General features: G+C 39.2%; 17 protein-coding genes. 11 read left to right on the forward strand and 6 right to left on the reverse strand.

Going from position 1 to position 18,640, the window contains the following annotated elements; genetic code table 11:
* Positions 1–2 precede the first annotated feature (2 nt).
* On the reverse strand, positions 3–2,825 hold the full coding sequence (locus L1S31_RS03655; protein ID WP_236462294.1) for a carboxypeptidase-like regulatory domain-containing protein: 2,823 nt from the start codon (positions 2,823–2,825) through the stop codon (positions 3–5).
* Positions 2,826–2,965: 140 nt separating this feature from the next.
* Here L1S31_RS03655 and L1S31_RS03660 point away from each other — a divergent pair, with 140 nt between their 5' ends.
* The 4 genes from L1S31_RS03660 to L1S31_RS03675 all read left to right on the forward strand — a co-directional run bounded on the left by L1S31_RS03660 (position 2,966) and on the right by L1S31_RS03675 (position 6,860).
* Positions 2,966–4,075 (forward strand): endonuclease/exonuclease/phosphatase family protein, encoded by a 1,110-nt coding sequence (locus L1S31_RS03660; protein WP_236462298.1) that lies wholly within the window; start codon positions 2,966–2,968, stop codon positions 4,073–4,075.
* A gap of 62 nt (positions 4,076–4,137) precedes the next feature.
* Entirely contained in the window at positions 4,138–4,674 is a 537-nt protein-coding gene (locus tag L1S31_RS03665) for a 3-hydroxyanthranilate 3,4-dioxygenase (RefSeq protein WP_236462300.1), read from the forward strand.
* Positions 4,675–4,827: 153 nt separating this feature from the next.
* Positions 4,828–6,381, forward strand: coding sequence for an L-piperidine-6-carboxylate dehydrogenase (gene amaB / locus L1S31_RS03670; protein ID WP_236462303.1), 1,554 nt, complete (start codon positions 4,828–4,830; stop codon positions 6,379–6,381).
* Between the two features lie 107 nt (positions 6,382–6,488).
* Positions 6,489–6,860, forward strand: coding sequence for a carboxypeptidase-like regulatory domain-containing protein (locus tag L1S31_RS03675; RefSeq protein ID WP_236462306.1), 372 nt, complete (start codon positions 6,489–6,491; stop codon positions 6,858–6,860).
* A gap of 34 nt (positions 6,861–6,894) precedes the next feature.
* Here L1S31_RS03675 and L1S31_RS03680 read toward each other — a convergent pair whose 3' ends face one another.
* The 3 genes from L1S31_RS03680 to L1S31_RS03690 are packed head-to-tail and all read right to left on the reverse strand — an operon-like array spanning position 6,895 to position 8,742.
* Positions 6,895–7,476, reverse strand: a complete 582-nt coding sequence (locus tag L1S31_RS03680; protein WP_236462308.1) for a PhnA domain-containing protein — start codon at positions 7,474–7,476, stop codon at positions 6,895–6,897.
* 2 nt (positions 7,477–7,478) lie between these two features.
* A complete protein-coding gene (locus L1S31_RS03685; RefSeq protein WP_236462313.1) occupies positions 7,479–7,973 on the reverse strand; it encodes a DUF6646 family protein in 495 nt (164 codons plus the stop codon).
* 31 nt (positions 7,974–8,004) lie between these two features.
* Positions 8,005–8,742: a metallophosphoesterase gene (locus tag L1S31_RS03690; RefSeq protein WP_236462316.1), complete on the reverse strand. Its 738-nt coding sequence runs from the start codon at positions 8,740–8,742 to the stop codon at positions 8,005–8,007.
* Between the two features lie 89 nt (positions 8,743–8,831).
* Between L1S31_RS03690 and L1S31_RS03695 the strand changes: the two genes are divergently transcribed.
* Entirely contained in the window at positions 8,832–10,007 is a 1,176-nt protein-coding gene (locus L1S31_RS03695; protein ID WP_236462318.1) for a carboxypeptidase-like regulatory domain-containing protein, read from the forward strand.
* 2 nt (positions 10,008–10,009) lie between these two features.
* On the opposite strand, the gene L1S31_RS03700 is transcribed toward L1S31_RS03695, so the two are convergent.
* Positions 10,010–11,161 carry an ATP-binding protein gene (locus tag L1S31_RS03700; protein ID WP_236462322.1) on the reverse strand — a complete coding sequence of 384 codons (1,152 nt, stop codon included), beginning with the start codon at positions 11,159–11,161 and terminating at the stop codon, positions 10,010–10,012.
* Positions 11,162–11,180: 19 nt separating this feature from the next.
* Positions 11,181–12,047 (reverse strand): aldo/keto reductase, encoded by an 867-nt coding sequence (locus L1S31_RS03705; protein WP_236462325.1) that lies wholly within the window; start codon positions 12,045–12,047, stop codon positions 11,181–11,183.
* Positions 12,048–12,289: 242 nt separating this feature from the next.
* Between L1S31_RS03705 and L1S31_RS03710 the strand changes: the two genes are divergently transcribed.
* From L1S31_RS03710 to L1S31_RS03735, 6 genes are read left to right on the forward strand one after another with little or no spacing between them, the layout of a single operon-like run.
* On the forward strand, positions 12,290–13,294 hold the full coding sequence (locus L1S31_RS03710; RefSeq protein WP_236462328.1) for an AAA family ATPase: 1,005 nt from the start codon (positions 12,290–12,292) through the stop codon (positions 13,292–13,294).
* 24 nt (positions 13,295–13,318) lie between these two features.
* A complete protein-coding gene (locus L1S31_RS03715; protein WP_236462331.1) occupies positions 13,319–14,185 on the forward strand; it encodes a DUF58 domain-containing protein in 867 nt (288 codons plus the stop codon).
* Positions 14,186–14,190: 5 nt separating this feature from the next.
* Positions 14,191–15,834 carry a BatD family protein gene (locus L1S31_RS03720; protein WP_236462333.1) on the forward strand — a complete coding sequence of 548 codons (1,644 nt, stop codon included), beginning with the start codon at positions 14,191–14,193 and terminating at the stop codon, positions 15,832–15,834.
* On the forward strand, positions 15,831–16,832 hold the full coding sequence (locus tag L1S31_RS03725; RefSeq protein ID WP_236462335.1) for a vWA domain-containing protein: 1,002 nt from the start codon (positions 15,831–15,833) through the stop codon (positions 16,830–16,832). Before L1S31_RS03720 ends, L1S31_RS03725 begins: the two co-directional genes overlap by 4 nt.
* A 6-nt stretch (positions 16,833–16,838) precedes the next feature.
* Positions 16,839–17,876: a VWA domain-containing protein gene (locus L1S31_RS03730; RefSeq protein ID WP_236462338.1), complete on the forward strand. Its 1,038-nt coding sequence runs from the start codon at positions 16,839–16,841 to the stop codon at positions 17,874–17,876.
* Positions 17,877–18,632 (forward strand): tetratricopeptide repeat protein, encoded by a 756-nt coding sequence (locus L1S31_RS03735; protein ID WP_236462342.1) that lies wholly within the window; start codon positions 17,877–17,879, stop codon positions 18,630–18,632.
* Positions 18,633–18,640: the final 8 nt, after the last annotated feature.

An 18,640-nucleotide genomic window follows, 5' to 3' on the forward strand; every position in this document is an offset into this window, starting at 1 on the left:
TTTTAAAAATTAACATAAAGATTCACGAAATATGTTCTACCATATCCATAGAAATATTTAGGAGCAAAAGCCGGAGTTCCACTTGAAACGTCCTGATTCACTTCTCTAAAGTTTGCATTTCTTGTTTGCTCAAAACCACCTGTTTTATAATCTACGTCAAAAACATTGTTGATAGTAGCAAATAACCCAAAGGTAGTGTTTTTTATTTTCCAAGACTTTCCTCCAGTTAGGTTAACTAGGTAAAAATCATCAAATTTCTCTTGTTTCAATAGTTCCTCAGCTCTTTCAGGAGTAGCTTCAGGGAAGCCTAATCCTTCGCTGTCAAGCGGGTTTCTGAAGAAATTCTGAGTTCTCAACAAGGCTGATACGTCCATGTAATTATCTGCAAGATAATTCGCATTTGCACCAATCCACCAGAATTTTGGGTCTCTATATTCGATACCGAATGAAGCTGCTGTTTGTGGCCCTCCTGAAAGTCTGTAACCTTTAAGTGAAGCCGGTCCAAAATCAGTAATAGGATTTGTATTGGTATAAGATGCTAAATCATCATTGTTAAGCGAAACGTTTGGATTGTTTTTATAAGTGTACTCTCCGTATGCTCCGTTAAGGGTTAACTTGATTGTCGAGGTCAATTGGTATTCCATACCTAGCTCCAATCCGATATTTTGTTTTTCAATTCCGGTTACCGTTTCAGCTACGAAAGCATCACCACCGTCACCAGTACCACCATCTTCAAAAATTCCTTCTCCGAAGTAGAATGAAGTTTCAGTTGCATTTTTGATGTTCGACCAGAAAGCGGTTAACCTTGATTTGAATTTTGGAGCTTTAATAATATAACTCACGTCAGCACTGGTTACGTTTTCTGATTTAAGATCGGCAACAACGTTGTCATTGATACGTGCATTTGGGAAAAGGTTTCTTAAAGTTGGCGCTTTAGTCATGTAAGCACTGTTCACCGCAAAGAATTGTTTTCCTGAAATTTTGTAAGTCAGACCACCTTTGAAACCGAAGTTTTCGTAGATGTATTTTTCGCTTTTCCCTAATGAGTTTGTTGGATACAAACCATTTTTATACAATCCTTCTCTTTGATACTGCGTTCTTGTAAATGATTCAGCCAAATAGAAATCGATTTTTTTGTACGTGAATTTAAACTGTGTGAATGCGTCAAAAGTATTTGCCAATAAGTTGTAATTGTATGCAAAGTTTTGATTTTCATCATTAATGTGCCTTTGTGGGTTGTTCAAATCTGATTCCGCCTCTGAACCAGCCTGGAACGTATCAACATCAAGGAAATAGTCAGCTCCTAATAAATCTAACATATTCGCAAAGTTGTGTGATGTTAACCTTCTGAAAGTCGCACCGGCATTCATATTGATGTTGTCAGCCAATTGTGAGTTTAAGTTGGTGTTGGCTGTCCAGATTTTATCGTCTGTCCTGTCTTCATATAAGATGTATGCAGCACCAAGACCTTCACGGTTTCTTGCTTTATTGGCTTCATACATGGCATCCCAGTTTAACTGTTTGTTTGCCAAAAAGATTCCTCTCTGGTCAATACCTGCCTGTACATAATCCGGGTCGTCTCCCCAGAAATCAGTATAATCATCAGGGTTATATGTAGAGGTATAGAAGCTTGGTAAGTTTCTGTAGTACGTTGGATCTGGATTATCAGCACCCTGGTAATCAATACGGCTGTTTCCAATTTTACCAAACTGGTAAGCAACACTTGTATTTAAGTTTGTTTTGTCTGTAATTTTCCAGTAATGCGTCAACATTAAGATTGGCTCATTAACGTCTTTATCTCTCGAATTACGTTTTTTACCACCGTCCCAACCCCAATAAGAGTTGTATAATTCACCTGCTAAACGTCTAACCTCATCCGTATTTGGAGAACTTTTTCCACGGCTGTTTTCTGAATAAATCGATGTAAATCCTAACGAGTGGTGTCTGTTGAATCTTTTTTCAACGCTGGCAAATAATGCTTTTGCATCATAATCAGTTCCTTCGTAGAAACCTTCTTTTGCCCAACGTGCTGAAGCCGAAACTACGAAAGCCCAACCATTGGTTCCCATACCTGAAGCATGAGTAGCCATGGTTCTCCAGCTGTAGTTTGTATTAGTTCCTGAGAATGATAATCTCGAACCTTTTCTGTAAATAGAAGCTCTTGTATTGATTTCCTGTGTTCCAAGGATTCCACCAAAAGTATAATCTGATGGTGCCAATCCTGATGTGAATTCCTGATTTCTTGTAGCATCATTTAATCCACCCCAGTTAGACCATTGTGGTCTTCCGTCATAAATCTTATTCATAATAACACCATTAATCATGGTAGTTCCATACTCGTTATCCAGACCTCTTACTCTAAATCGGGCCTGACCCCAATTGAATGCTGCCGCTTGTTGAAAACCATCTCTTGATGCCTGCAATAATCCTGATGTTGTTTCAGAACCACTGTTATCATCACCCAAATCATTTTCTGTAATGGTAATCAAACTCAATTGCTGCTCAGATGTGATGTCTTCTTCAAGGACAACAACCCCTAAGTCTAACAATTTCCCTTCTACAACATCAACTGACAATAACTGATCTTTGTAGCCGGCACTTTTGATTTGAACCAATTGACCTCCTTTTGGAGCATCCTTAAAGGTAAAAACACCCATTGCATCTGTTAAAGCCGTTAAGCTTGTGTTTTGAATAGAAGCAACAACGTTTTGTAATGGCTTTTGCGTCTTAGAATCTACAACTTTTCCGGTAACACCAGTTGCAGTTTGTGCAAAACTAAAAAGCACTTGCATTACGAATAATGTACTAATAACAAGTTTTTTCATAAATAAAATAAAGTTAATTTTTTCTCTAACTGTAAGCTTAATAAAAACTTAACAGCCGACAAATGTACATCTTTTAATAATATATACTACTTTTGGCTCGAAGTTTGTAAAAAACTTGACATTAAATTAATATACTTATTATGAGAATTAGAAAATTAATAGCTGTTTTCTTTGTTTTATTCGCAATTTCTAAAGCAAATGCCCAGTCAAAATCATACATTGTGCATACTGTTGCGTTTTATAATTTCGAAAACTTATTCGATACTATTAACGAGGCAAACAATGACGAAGAGTGGCTTCCTAACGGAACACAGAACTGGACTTCAGAAAAATACCACCAAAAATTACACAATTTAGCGCGTGTTTTATCTGAAATAGGAACCACAGAAAATCCAAATAACAGCCCGGTACTTATTGGTGGTGCCGAAATCGAAAACCGTATCGTTTTGGAAGACCTGGTCAAAGAACCTGCATTGATAAATAAGGATTATGGCATTGTTCATTTTGATTCTCCTGATAAAAGGGGAATTGACGTAGCCTTGTTATATCAAAAGAAACACTTCAAACCAACAAGCTACAAAAACATTCCGTTATTAATTTATAAAAGCCAGCAAAACAATAACGTAAAGGAGAAAAATGACAAAGACGATGCTTCCGATGACAAATCAGAAGTTGATAAAAATTTAGACCGAGTGTACACAAGGGATATTTTATTGGTTACCGGTTTCCTTGATGGCGAAGAGATCAACGTTATGGTAAACCACTGGCCATCGCGTTCTGGTGGTGAGAAAAAAAGTTCTCCATTCCGTGAAGCTGCCGGAAGATTGAACCGCAAAATAATGGACTCTATCTACAAAATCAACCCAAATGCCAAGATCATTACCATGGGAGATTTGAATGACGGAAGTTATAACAAAAGCGTAAAAGAAGGCGTAGGCGCAATGCGTAAAAGAGAAGATGTAAAACAATTTGGGGTTTACAACCCGTTTGAGGAAATGTTCTACAAAGGAAATGCAACGCTTTTCTATCGTGATGCCGGAGATATTTTCGACCAGATCATGGTTTCTGAAACATTAATCCAAAAAGACCGTTCTACTTTCCGTTACTGGAAGGCTGGGATTTACAACAAACCTTATATGATTACAACTGTTGGTCAGTACAAGGGTTATCCGCTTCGACACGGCATGAACGAGATAGGATACAGCGACCACTTCCCCGTCTATATTTATCTGTATAAAGAATCGAAATAATATTTTAAAGTCCCTAATGTTAGGGACTTTTTTATTTTATAACTTTACTGAAATTTACCACTATGGCAATTGCAAAACCTTTCAACATCAATAAATGGCTCGACGAAAACCGTCATTTGTTAAAACCACCTGTTGGCAATAAAAGCCTTTATGTCGATTCTGAAGATTACATCGTCATGGTTGTTGCCGGTCCCAATGCCCGAAAAGACTACCATTATAACGAAACCGAAGAATTGTTCTATCAGCTCGAAGGCGAAATCACAGTTTATGTTCAGGATGATGGTGAAAGGAAAGCCATGAAACTTTCCCCTGGAGACATGTACCTGCACCCGGCAAAAACACCACATTCTCCTAATCGTTCTGAAGGCTCAATTGGTTTGGTAATTGAAAGGAAACGTGTTGGTTCTGATGCGAAAGACGGCCTGCTTTGGTTTTGTGACAATTGCAACAACAAACTTTACGAAGTCTATTTCCCACTCACCGACATTGAAACTGATTTCCTGCATCATTTCAAACATTTCTACAATTCGAAAGAACTACGTACGTGTAAAAAGTGTGGAACAGTTATGGAATCCGACCCAAGATTTACTGCAAAATAATCAGGAGCTCTTTCCAGCTGTCCACTATATCTTTTTATGATTTTCAAATCATAAAAAGGATGCCGTTCCCATCTGGGCTAGGTATCAATTTATTCAAAATAAAGATTTACTTTTGCAGTCATAAATTTTAATTCAAACAAATACAATAATACAATGTCAACAATTGCTCAACAATTCGGAATGACCGAAGCCTTAGAAATACTTGGCGTAAAAGCTATAAACGAAGGAACCTCAACAGGTAACCAATGGTTTTCAAATGGAGAAACTTTCGAATCCCATTCTCCTGTAGATGGCCAACTAATTGCAAAAGTAAAAGCATCCACAGCTGCTGATTACGAAAAAGTAATGCTGTCAGCAACAGAAGCTTTCAAAACGTTCCGTACAATGCCTGCGCCAAAGCGTGGTGAAATCGTGCGCCAGTTTGGTGAAAAACTTAGACAGTACAAAGAGCCTCTTGGAAAATTGGTTTCTTATGAAATGGGGAAATCATTACAGGAAGGTTATGGTGAAGTTCAGGAAATGATTGACATCTGTGATTTTGCAGTTGGTCTATCGCGTCAGTTGCACGGATTAACCATGCACTCTGAGCGTCCCGGACACAGAATGTACGAACAATACCATCCGCTTGGGGTTGTCGGAATCATTTCGGCATTCAACTTCCCGGTAGCGGTTTGGGCTTGGAACACGGCCTTAGCTTGGATTTGTGGTGACGTTTGCGTTTGGAAACCTTCTGAAAAAACACCTTTATGCGGAATCGCTTGCCAAAACATCATCGCCGAAGTATTGAAGGAAAACAATCTTCCTGAAGGAATTTCATGTTTAATCAACGGTGATTATAAAGTGGGTGAATTAATGACACACGACAAACGTATTCCTTTGGTTTCGGCTACAGGTTCAACACGTATGGGTAAAATTGTTGCCCAGGCTTGTGCAGCCCGTTTAGGAAACTCTTTATTGGAATTAGGCGGGAACAACGCAATCATCGTAACTCCTGATGCCGATATCAAAATGACGGTTATCGGAGCAGTATTTGGAGCTGTTGGGACTGCCGGTCAACGTTGTACTTCGACGCGAAGGTTAATCATCCACGAAAGTATTTATGATAAAGTCCGCGATGCTATTGTTGGCGCTTATGGTCAATTAAGAATCGGAAATCCATTAGACCAAAACAACCACGTTGGCCCGCTTATCGATACGCACGCAGTGGAATTATACAACAAAGCATTGACACAGGTTGTTGCTGAAGGCGGAAAAATCCTTGTTGAAGGTGGCGTTTTATCTGGTGAAGGTTACGAAAGTGGCTGCTATGTAAAACCTGCAATTGCTGAAGCCCAAAACTCATTCGGAATTGTACAGCACGAAACTTTTGCTCCGGTTTTATACTTATTGAAATATAGTGGTGATGTTACCAATGCAATCGATTTGCAAAACGGAGTGGCACAGGGATTATCATCTGCAATCATGACAAACAACCTTCGTGAAGCTGAGGCATTTTTATCTGTAGCTGGTTCTGACTGTGGAATCGCAAACGTAAACATCGGAACTTCAGGAGCTGAAATTGGTGGTGCTTTTGGTGGTGAAAAGGAAACTGGCGGCGGACGTGAATCGGGTTCTGATGCCTGGAAAGTTTATATGAGAAGACAAACCAATACCATCAATTACACGACAAGCCTGCCATTGGCACAAGGAATCAAGTTTGATTTGTAATTCGATATCATTCATAAAAAAAATTAAAACCGGCTAAAATTTAGTCGGTTTTTTTACGCAACTTTATCAGCAGATTCATATCTATTTAAAAACAAAAAATAAAAGCTATGAAGAAACTATTTTTATTGGCATTTTGCCTTCCGCTATTTATAAGTTGTGAAAGCAGCGATGATGACCAAATTGTTTGTACACAGGAATTTGTATACGGATTAAATGTAGTCGTTCTTGATGCTGCAACCGGGCAGCCTCTTATAGAAGATGTTGAAGTTAAAGCTACCGATGGTTCTTATCATGAAATTTTACACACCAATTTCGGAATGGAATATACCTTTCTTGGAGCCGGAGAAAGAATAGGAAATTATACAGTAACCGTCACCAAAGAGGGTTATCAAACCTACACTTCGTCGCCCATTGCTGTTCCCGCAAATGTCTGCCATGTAGTTCCGCAATCCCTGACCGTAAATTTAGTTTCAAATTAATTATAAAAAAAGCCCCGATAATTCGGGGCTTTTTTTATTTCGTTTTCTTAACGTATTGCGTCAATATGACAATATGCTGTCCTTCAACCCTGCCTTCAATCTGTTCGGCATTGTCCCAGACCAATTTGATATTGTGGACTGCAGCACCGCGCTTTGCTGTAAAATTGGCTCCTTTGACATCCAAATCCTTGATCAAAACGACAGAATCGCCATCTTTGAGGATATTTCCGTTGCTGTCTTTATGGATTATTTTACCGTCTTCATCTTCTCCTTCTCCAGTTGCACCAGCCCAAACCAAGGTTTCTTCATCTAAATACATCATGTCGAGCAAATCCTGAGGCCAGCCTTCCGCGCGCAACCTGTTAAGCATGCGCCAGGCAACAACCTGAACCGGTTTGTTTTCATTCCACATGCTGTCAGCAAGGCATCTCCAGTGATTTGGATCAGTGGTAGTGGTATTTTCTATTTGGCTTTTGCAGATGGAACATACCAGTACCGAGTTGTCTAACGATATGGCTTCCTCTTTGGTTAAATGAATTTTAAGGTCTTCGGTCGAACCACACATTTCACATTTGGAACCGCTTCTTTCATTTAACTTTTGATCTATAACACTCATGATTATAGATTAAAGGATGCGCCTATCTGAAATACGAATTGGTTATTGTATTCGTCAAATCCTTCAACATTGGAATCGTATTTTGCCAATGGGATTCCGGCTTCAGTATACAATCCAAAACCTTCGGTAAAGAAATACCTAAAGCCCAAATGTGCTCCAAAATTCCTTGTTCCTAAATTTAGTCCAGGATAAACATCCATCGATTTATCCAATCCGATCACGCTGCCTAAATTGGCATTAAAACGAACTTTTGCATCGGCTCTGTCTGCAAAATCAGGTTTAACACCATTTGGTTTTTCAACCGAAAGTAAATACGATGCTACAAAACCATAAGACATGTTCTCTCCAATCCCGAAATCGGCAGAAACGTTAATCCCGGTTCCGTGGTCCTGAATGTTCATACCAACCTGAGCTTTGATATCGCCTTTTCCTTTGTATGCCTGTGCATTTGCAAAACTTACCATAACAATGGCAATTACTGTAACTAGTTTTCTCATTTTGTTTAGATTTTTTACAAACATAATTAAATTAATTCCTTCCTTTCTCATCAAAATACAATTCGTTCAAAGGTTCGCTCTGCCAAAACTCTTTGGTATCAACATCGATAATCGTTAACGGGCCTTTGAAAGCTGCTCCGGTATCAATATTCCAAATGCATGCTTTTTGTACCGGAGTAGTTTGATTTATTTTGGTTACCGGTGTGTGCCCAATATATATTTCGTTGTACAAAGTCAGCCGCCTTGGATAAGAAACATTGTCTTTTGGGATTGAGGTATCCAATGCCAAGGCAGTTTCCCAAAGCGAGCGGTCCCAATAAAACATTTTTGGAAAATATTCGTGCCAGATTCCGTTCATATTGGTGAATCCGGCATGGATGAACAAGCGATTTTTTTCATCGAGATAATAATCCTTAAGGTTTTTTAGGAACAAAACATGTTCCTGCCTTCTTTCCCTTGAAACGTTCATATATGCCTTGACCGTGGCTTCACCACCATGTTTGTACCACATTTCTTCCTCTATTTCGGCTTTATTCCCGGTAAACCAATCCAATAACAATTCGTCGTGGTTTCCGCGAATGAAAACGCAGGCATTGGTTTTTTCCAATTCCATTAAAAAGTCTATTACTTGTGGTGATTCACTCCAGCCATCGACATAATCCCCCAAAAAAATCAAGGTGTCGTCATTGGTCACAGCTGCGCGTTCCAAAACCTGGCGCAATGCCCTTAATCCTCCATGGATATCACCAATCGCTAGTATTCGTTTCATCGAAAAAATTATAATTGTAAAAATAACAGAAATCTACTTACGTTTTTATTTATTTTTGGAATCAACAACACAAACACTTATTCGACACCATGAAAAAAATCAGCCTGCTCCTTTTAATCCTCATTTATAATTTTTCCTTTTCACAATCCAAGACCATCAGCGGAATCATTAAGGATATTACTTCCTTACAGCCTGTGGAAAGCGTTTCCATTGGAATAAGCAATTCCAATTTGGGGACTATTTCCAATGAAGATGGGAAATTCCGCATCACACTTCCGGCAAATAGCAATAAAATTGAGTTTAGCCATTTATTGTATAATTTCGAAACGTATGCAGTCAAACAAAATGACACCGAAGTTGAAATCTTCCTAACGCCAAAATCCTTTAAACTCGATGAGGTAGTCATTAACCATAAGCCTGGAAAAGAACTGTTGACTGCTGCAATAGATGCATCAAAGAACAAACTGGAAAAATCAATTGTACTGAATACCTATTACCGCGAATTTGTGAATGTTGATAATAAATACACCTCATTTTCAGATGGGCTTGTCGATTTTTATGTCAAAAGGAAAAGCGGTGCTTCCGACGTGGAAGTTAAGCAAAGCCGGGTTTTTGATTTAAAGGATGAAAATGCTTCCGAAAGGGAACAAGCCATACAGATGGTCAACTTAAATGACATCCGTGATGCGGTTACCAATGCGTACAATTTTAAAGGTTTGTCCAAAATATTAAAAGACGACAGCTATAATTATGGCGTCGAAACCAAAACTGAGGAAAATGGCAATGGAATTGAAGTTGTCACTTTTCAACCCAAAGACGGCATTGAGGAAGAACAGCTTTATGAAGGAAGTGTAACGTATGATGCCAAAACCAAATTGATATTAGATATTGATATGCGCTTTTCTCCTGCCTATAAAAAGTTCAATACCGTTCATAATTTATTAATTGCAAAAGCCAAGTTTAATGATTTTGTAAGGAAATCGAAATTCAAACTCGATGGCGATAAGTATGTAATGGTTTACAACCAGATTAAGATTAATATCTATATCAAATTTGGCAAAATGATCAACAATACTTTCGAAAGCACTTACGATATGACGGTTTTAGATTATAAGGAAGGTGAATTTGAATTATTCAAAAGCAGGAAATACAGGGAAAGAAGCCTATTTGATAACGGCAATAAATACACCGAAGAATTCTGGAAAAAATACAATGTCGTGCTATTGAGTGACGCCGAAGAAAAAATAATCAACAGCCTGAAATAATTTTATTTGGCCTCGGAATCGTATTTCATTTTTCTTAAAATGCGCATCGCTTCCTTAAAACTCAGGTAAACCGTCGCATTCCTTTGGGCCTTTAATAATGGTTTGGCGTCAATGAGTTTTTGTTTGGCATCGCCAATGCCATTCAGGTAACAAATCATCAATGTAGACGAAAGATTCTCCAAATCCATTTCTTCACGCTCAGAAAGTGTTACTCCTTTTTGGAGTTTGTTGAGCAGCGCCACATTCGAATTATAAATATGATGCAGCATTTTTTTGTTGAATGCCGGAGGTTCAAACAACATCTGGTTTTCTATTTTGTAGTAACCATTGTCAAAAAAAGTAATCTTTTGCTGTTCTAATGGATAATAACTTGTCTTATCGTTTAGTCCCAACGGAACATGCTCTACAATGGTAAAACTTTCATCATCAAACTGAATGGAAACCACATCTAGAGCCGAATAAAACAGTTTAACCTGTTCATTGATCAATTCAATGTCAACCCTTGAAAGATAGGTTGTCTCCCTTACCCTTTTGGGATTTCCAGCCCAGCAGATGACAAACAATTCCTTGAAAACCTTGTATTGCGAAATCATCTCGCCATGGCGTTCCACCATAAAATCCATGACGCCGTCAAGGGTATGCGCAATACTGTTGCGCGAACTGTTTTCAATGCTGATAACGGTTTCAATATTGGTTTTTGAATACGGGATTTTATCTTCGGTAGGCATTGAATTGCTTCCAACCCTAACAAAAACAGTATTCGCCAAAATCGTATGGATGTTTTTCTTAAAACAGGAGGTCTTGTGTTTGGGCTTGATAGTTACCAAACCAACAACCCTGTCTTTGGGCAGATTCGGAAACGGAACATTCTCATATTGGATTTTGGGCGGATTTTCCAAATAGGCATTCACCAGGTTCTGGATTCGGCTGTCGTCAAAAAAGTCATCTCCTACGATTTCGTTATCCATGTCTTCAACACCCACAACGATATAGGAATTGTTCGAAGGATTGGAATTTGACAAGGCACAAATGTGTTTTAAAAACTTTGCTTTTCCTTCTTTGGTGTGCAGGTTCAATTGGCGTTTTTTATCATAAAAACTGCTCTCATCATTGTGAGCTAATAGGTTTTTAATCAAAAGGCGCTTGTTGATCATTGGGCTAAATTACAATCTTTTACGGAACTTTATTCCCCATGCTTTCGGTCCAAATGGCAAACCAGTCTAATTGGTCCAGTTCCAATGCAACCGCTTTCATCAAAGCCTGTATCCGGGCAACATTTACGGTTCCGGCAACGGGAATTACTTTCGCCGGATGTTTTAAAATCCATGCTAAAAGAATGGAATCTGAACCCAAATGGTATTTGTCCATCAATTGCACCAGGAGTTTTTTCAGCCTTCGGGTCTGCTCGGAATCTTCCCTAAACACCGTTCCTAGCGGATTCCATGACATTGGTGTAATGTTGTGCATCTGCATATAATCAAGGCTTCCGTCAAGCATGGCTTCATGATGCGTAGCCGAAAATTGGATTTGATTGTAATTGATTTCTGTTTTCTGGCGCAATAATTCGGTTTGCGATGTCGTAAAATTGGAAACGCCAAAGTCAATGATTTTGCCTTCCTGTTTCAGTTGGGCAACTGCTTCCGCAATTTCATCGGCAACCATTAACGGACTTGGACGATGCAATAGCAGTACGTCAAGATAATCGGTCTGGAGGTTTTTTAATGAATTTTCAACCGACCAAATGATGTAGTCTTTTGAATAATCATAATGTTTGATTTTATTATCCCGTCCGTTCACATGCTGGATGCCGCATTTTGAAATCAGCTGGATTTTCTTCCTGTCAATGCTGCTTTGTCCAAAGGCTTTCCCAAAATCGGCTTCAGTCGTATAATTTCCATAGATGTCGGCGTGGTCAAAACTGGTGATTTGGTTTTCGATGCAGATGTGCATCAGGTGTTCCATTTCGGCAGTTGACAGGTTTTTATCCCAAATTCCCCAGTTCATGGTTCCGGCTACAATTGGTGATAGTTTTGTCTTCATTTTAAATTCATTTAGTTATTTGAAATTTGCTTTTGAATTTCGGAAATTTTATTATTTTGCCATCGGAAAAATCCAAAATCGGATGAGGTCTTAAAATTATAAAAAGAAAATCATAAATCATCCTTAAAATGGGGATGTTTTCTAAAGTTTTAACGCATCCTTAACATCTCGTAAGGGATTAAATTTCCACTTTTGAAATGTTAAAATTATAACCGACACATATTAGAATAAATAGAGTAACTATGGAAGAAACTGGTACTGCTTTAGACATTAGAGCGATTAATGAAAAAATTGAAAAAGAAAGTGCTTTTATTGACTTGTTGACCATGGAAATGAACAAGGTCATTGTAGGTCAGAAACACATGGTGGAACGATTGTTAATCGGACTTTTAGGTCAAGGGCATATTTTGCTGGAAGGAGTTCCTGGTTTGGCAAAAACCTTAGCCATAAATACTTTATCCCAAGCGGTTCACGGAAGTTTCAGCCGCATCCAGTTCACACCCGATTTATTGCCTGCAGACGTTGTCGGAACGATGATTTACAACATCAAGGCCAATGAATTCTCTATCAAAAAAGGTCCAATTTTCGCCAATTTCGTTTTGGCTGACGAGATCAATCGTGCTCCTGCCAAAGTGCAGTCGGCTTTGCTGGAAGCAATGCAGGAAAAGCAGGTTACTATCGGCGACACTACTTTTAAACTTGAAAAGCCATTTTTGGTTTTGGCTACCCAAAACCCAATTGAACAGGAAGGAACCTATCCATTGCCTGAAGCACAGGTGGATCGTTTTATGCTTAAAACCGTAATTGATTATCCAAAAGTTGACGAAGAGCGTTTGGTTATCCGCCAAAACCTAAAAGGCGCATACGAAAAAGTAAATGCCGTTGTGACTACCAAACAAATCCTTGCTGCTCAGGAAGCCGTTCGTGAGGTTTATATGGACGAGAAAATTGAAAAATATATCCTGGATATTGTATTCGCCACGCGTTATCCTGAAAAATACAAACTCGAAAGTTTAAAACCGCTTATCGGTTTTGGAGCCTCACCTCGTGGAAGCATCAACTTGGCCACTGCGGCCAAATGTTATGCATTCATCAAACGCCGTGGTTATGTAATTCCGGAAGATGTCCGTGCAGTAGTGCATGATGTATTGCGTCACAGGATTGGCGTTACTTATGAAGCCGAAGCTGAAAACATCACTTCTGTTGACATCATCAACAAAATCGTAAACGAAATCGAAGTTCCATAGTAGAAACTCACAACTGGTTGCGAAATGGAAACTAAAGACTTGCTCAAAAAAGTTCGTAAAATCGAAATTAAAACCCGAAGATTGAGTGATCATATCTTTTCGGGTGAATACCATACGTCGTTTAAAGGCCGTGGTATGACCTTTTCGGAAGTACGTCAATACCAATATGGCGATGATATCCGCGCCATTGATTGGAACGTGACGGCGCGTTATAACGAACCTTACGTTAAGGTTTTTGAGGAAGAACGCGAATTGACCATGATGCTTATGGTCGACATTTCGGGTTCGGAAAGTTTTGGTACCAAAAACCAGCTGAAAAGCGAAATCGTAACTGAAATTGCTGCCACCATGGCATTTTCGGCAACACAAAACAACGATAAGATTGGCTTGATTTTATTTTCAGACCAAATCGAATTATACATTCCGCCTAAAAAAGGAAAATCACACGTCTTGAGAATCATCCGTGAGCTCATCGAATTCAAACCTAAGAGCAAAAACACCGATTTGTCGCAAGCCTTGAAATTTTTATCGGGAACACAGAAAAAGAAAGCGATTGTATTCGTGATTTCTGATTTTATGGTTGATGATGACTATGAGAAAACCTTGAAAATTGCAGGGAAAAAGCACGACATCACTGGTGTCCGTGTTTACGATATCCGTGAGGAAAAGATGCCGAACATCGGAATGGTGGAAATGGAAGACGCTGAAACCGGCGAAATTATGGTGGTCAATACCGGTTCCAAAAGAACGCGTTTGAGCTATGAGGCTCAGTACAGGGAAAAAGTGGCTTACTTCAAGGATATTTTTTCAAAATGCGGCTCAGGAACTGTAAATACTAGAGTTGACGAAAGTTACGTGACAAAATTATTGGGTTATTTCAAATCCAGATAAGACAAATGAAATTCAAATCATACATATTATTTTTGCTGCTGTCGACTTCGCTTTTTGCCCAAAAGGTGACGACTTCAGTCAATACCACCAAAAACAAAATCGGCGCCGAATTCAAGCTTACGCTAAAAACGGATGTTGACACACTTTCAAAGGTAAAATTCCCCGAAGCCAAGACTTTTGGTGCGTTGGAAGTAATCCAATCCTATAAGGTTGACACCGTTAAAAACGGTGCGCGTTACCAATTGATAAAAAATTACGGCCTAACACAATTCGACAGCGGGAAATATATTATTCCAAAGATTCCGGTGGTCATCAATGGTAAAACAACTTTTTCAGACAGCATCAAGGTTGAGGTCAACGATGTAAAAGTTGATACGTTGAAACAAAAAATGTACGACATCAAAGGCATTACCGAGGTTGAAAGTCCGTTGGGAAGCTGGTGGATTTATCTTTTAATCTTGTTGGCCATTGCCGTTGCCGGTTTCTTTATTTACAAATTCATCAAAAAGAAGCAAAGCGAACCAAAAGTTGAGGAAGTCGTTTTCAAAACACCTATCGAAAAAGCAACAACCTTACTGCAACAACTAGAACGCAGGGAACTTTGGCAAAAGGGTGAAATCAAATATTATTATTCGGAATTGACGGATATTGCCCGTAATTACATTGAGGAGGAAATCCATGTTCCTGCGATGGAAAGTACCACTGCTGAGCTTATCGAAGGATTGCGTAAAGCAGCCAAACAACAAAAATTAAAACTTTCGAATGAAACCGTTGAAAACCTTGAAAAAGTTTTGAAGCAGGCCGATTTGGTAAAATTTGCCAAAGTAAAACCGCTGGATTTCGAAATTGAGGAAGATAAAAAACGTATATCAAATTCGATTGTAACCATCCACAAATCGATTCCTGAAGTTGTTGAAGTAGATGACGAATTGACAAAATGGAACGAACAGCTGAAGGAAACCGCACGTCTGCAAAAATTAAAAAAACAAAAACGTGTCCGCATTATTTCAACCATCGGAATTGTATTGGGAATGTTGATGCTCTTTGTTTTAGGCCTGATTTATTTCAAAGGATTTGATTATGTAAAGGATAATATCATTGGCCATCCAACCAAAGATTTAGCTGAAGGAAAATGGGTTTACAGCGAATACGGAAGTCCCGGAGTAAGGATTGAAACCCCTAAAGTCCTCAAAAGGGTTGACGCGTCGAAGATGATCCCAAAAGAAATGCAGAAGCTTATCAAGAGCATGAGCATGTTCGGCTACGGAAGCATGATTGATGATTTTTATCTGACCATTGCGACTACAACATTTGCACATCCAATAGAATCTGGTGCAGACGAAGCTTTGGATAAGGCAATTGAAGGTTCGTTAAAAACGATAGAAGCGCGTGGAGCACAAAATATTGTGGTTAAATCGGAAGAGTTTGAAACCCAAAAAGGGATTTCGGGCAAGAAAGCCTACGGAACGCTTACGGCGGTTGACCAGGCTTCACACAAAACACAAAAACTGTATTACGAAATGCTTGTGTTCGCACAGCAGGGCGGTTTACAGCAAATTGTAATTATGCACCGCGAAGGAGATGAATACGGAAGGCAAATTTCAGAAAGGGTTCTGAACTCAGTTGAATTACAAACAGCACAAGAATGAAAGAAGTAAGTTTTTTAAATCCTGAATTTTTCTGGTTGTTTTTACTACTTCCGGCTGCTGTTGTATGGTACATCTGGAAAAGGAAACAGCAATCAGCAACGCTGAAGATAAGTTCGGTAAAAGGCTTTAAAGCGCAAAAATCATTGCTTGCCAAACTAAAACCTTTGTTGTTTGCATTGCGCTTACTGGCTTTAAGTTCCTTGATTATTGCAATGGCGCGGCCGCGAAAAGTAGATATCAGCAGCCAGACAAAATCTACCAAAGGAATTGATATTGTAATGGCGATTGACGTCTCGGGAAGTATGCTTGCCAAAGATTTAAAGCCAAACCGTATGGAGGCTCTGAAAAAAGTGGCAGAAAATTTTGTGGAAGGAAGGCCAAATGACCGAATCGGGATTGTAGTTTATGCTGCCGAAGCATATACAAAAACTCCCGTAACGAGTGACAAGGCAGTGGTTCAGGAAGCCATCAACAGCATCCAATACAACAATGTGCTGCAGGATGGAACCGGAATTGGAATGGGACTGACGACTGCAGTGAATCGTCTGAAAGACAGCAAGGCAAAAAGCAAGGTGATTATCCTGCTGACTGATGGTGTCAACAACGCTGGATTCATTGAGCCCGAAACCGCTTCACAGATTGCGCGCGAATACGGAATAAAGGTATATACGATTGGAATTGGAACCAACGGAAATGCGATGTTCCCTTATGCTTATGCTCCAAATGGTGGATTTTTATTTAAGATGATGCCGGTGGAAATTGATGTGAGCCTGCTTAAAACCATTGCCCGGAATACCGGTGGAAAATATTTCCGTGCGAGCAGCAACAGCAAATTGGAAGCGATTTATAAAGAGATAAATAAATTGGAAACCACCGAAATCCAGGAACTCAAGTTCTATGATTATGATGAAAAATACAGGCCTTTTGTTTGGATTGCCGGTATTTTGGTGTTGATTGAATTTGGATTGCGAAACACAATTTACAGAAGTTTTATTTAAAGGATTATGTACGAGTTAGAAGAAAAATGGTATCTGTATTTCCTGATTGTCATTCCGGTAATGGCAATGCTTTTCCTGTACATTCAATTCTGGAAAAGGAAAAAACAACGCGAGTTTGGCGATTTGGATTTAATCAAAAAACTAAGCCCTGAAAAATCCGCTTTTAAGCCTGCCTTGAAATTAGTCATTGTTTTATTGGGCTTAGCCTGTCTTATCATTGGTTTGGTTAACCCAAAAATCGGAACTAAAATGGAAACCGTCAAACGCGAAGGAATTGATATTATTTTTGCAGTTGATGTTTCCAAAAGTATGTTAGCCGAAGACGTTGCGCCAAGCCGTTTGGAGAAAAGTAAGCAACTGGTATCGCAAATCATCAACAATCTTGGGAACGACCGAATTGGGATTATTGCCTATTCCGGAAGCGCTTTCCCTGTTTTGCCCATTACCACCGATTACAGTGTTGCCAAAATGTTCCTGCAGACGATGAATCCGGGGATGATTTCGTCACAGGGAACATCCATCGACCAGGCAATTAACCTGGCCATGACTTTTGTAGATAAAAAAGATAAAACCAACAAGCTCCTGGTTATCATTACTGATGGTGAAGACCATTCCAATAGTGCTCAGGATGCCGCAGAAGAAGCCAAAAAAATCGGATTGAAAATCATGACCATTGGCGTTGGAACCGAAAAAGGAGGAACAATTCCATTGAAGCGAAATGGCGTTGTGGAGAGTTTTCAGCGCGACAAGGATGGTGAAGTCGTAATTACCAAGCGAAATGCCGAAGTCCTGAAAACCATTGCCAAAGCTTCCGGCGGAGGTTATGTTGATGGCAATTCGACCAAAGAGGTGTTATCCTATCTAAAAAATGCACTGGACAACATCCAGAAAACAGAATTTGAAAGCACGCAGATGGCCGACTTTAAATCGCAGTTCCAATGGTTCCTGGGATTTGGTTTTTCCCTGTTGCTTTTGGATGTTTTCCTTTTGGAGAAAAAGACCAAATGGGTGAAAAAAATGAACTTATTTAACGAAAAGGAATAAATGAAAAAGTTACTTTTATATGGTTTTTTACTGCTTTCCCTGGCAATTCAGGCTCAGGAAAAGGATAAGGATTTGCCTAAAGGGAACGATTCCTTTACCGAGAAAAAATATGCCGAAGCCGAAGCTGAGTACAGGGTTTCGGAATCGGGAAATCCTAAAAAATCGATTGCTTCCTACAATTTAGGGAATGCTGTCTATAAGCAGAATCAGGCTGATGAAGCCAAATATCATTATGCAAAAGCAATAACAAATGCCAAAACGAGTGAAGAAAAGCACAAGGCTTTCCACAACATTGGCAACACGCTTATGAAAGCTAAGGATTATACCGCTGCTGTTGAAGCTTATAAAAACGCTTTACGTAACAATCCGGCCGATGAAGAGACTCGTTATAATTATGCCTTAGCAAAAAAAATGCTGAAAGACAATCCGCCAAAGAAAGATGGAAAAGATAAGGACAAGGATAAAAACAAGGACAAGAAAGACGATAAGAAAGATAAAAACCAGGATAAGGACAAGGATAAAAAGAACGACGGAAAAGACAAAGACAAGGATAAGAAGGAAGGCGACAACGATAAAGACCAGAAGGACAATAAAACACAAAATGACGGCCAGCCAAAACCTCAGCCTGGAGGAATTTCAAAACAACGGGTAGAGAATTTACTGGATGCCGTTAACAACGAAGAGAAAAAGGTCCAGAATAAGGTAAAAAAACAAAAAGTAGAAGTTAATCCGAAAAAAGCTGAAAAGGATTGGTAAACAATTTG

The organism is Flavobacterium wongokense (genome assembly GCF_021608265.1).
In the GTDB taxonomy this organism is placed as follows: domain Bacteria; phylum Bacteroidota; class Bacteroidia; order Flavobacteriales; family Flavobacteriaceae; genus Flavobacterium; species Flavobacterium wongokense.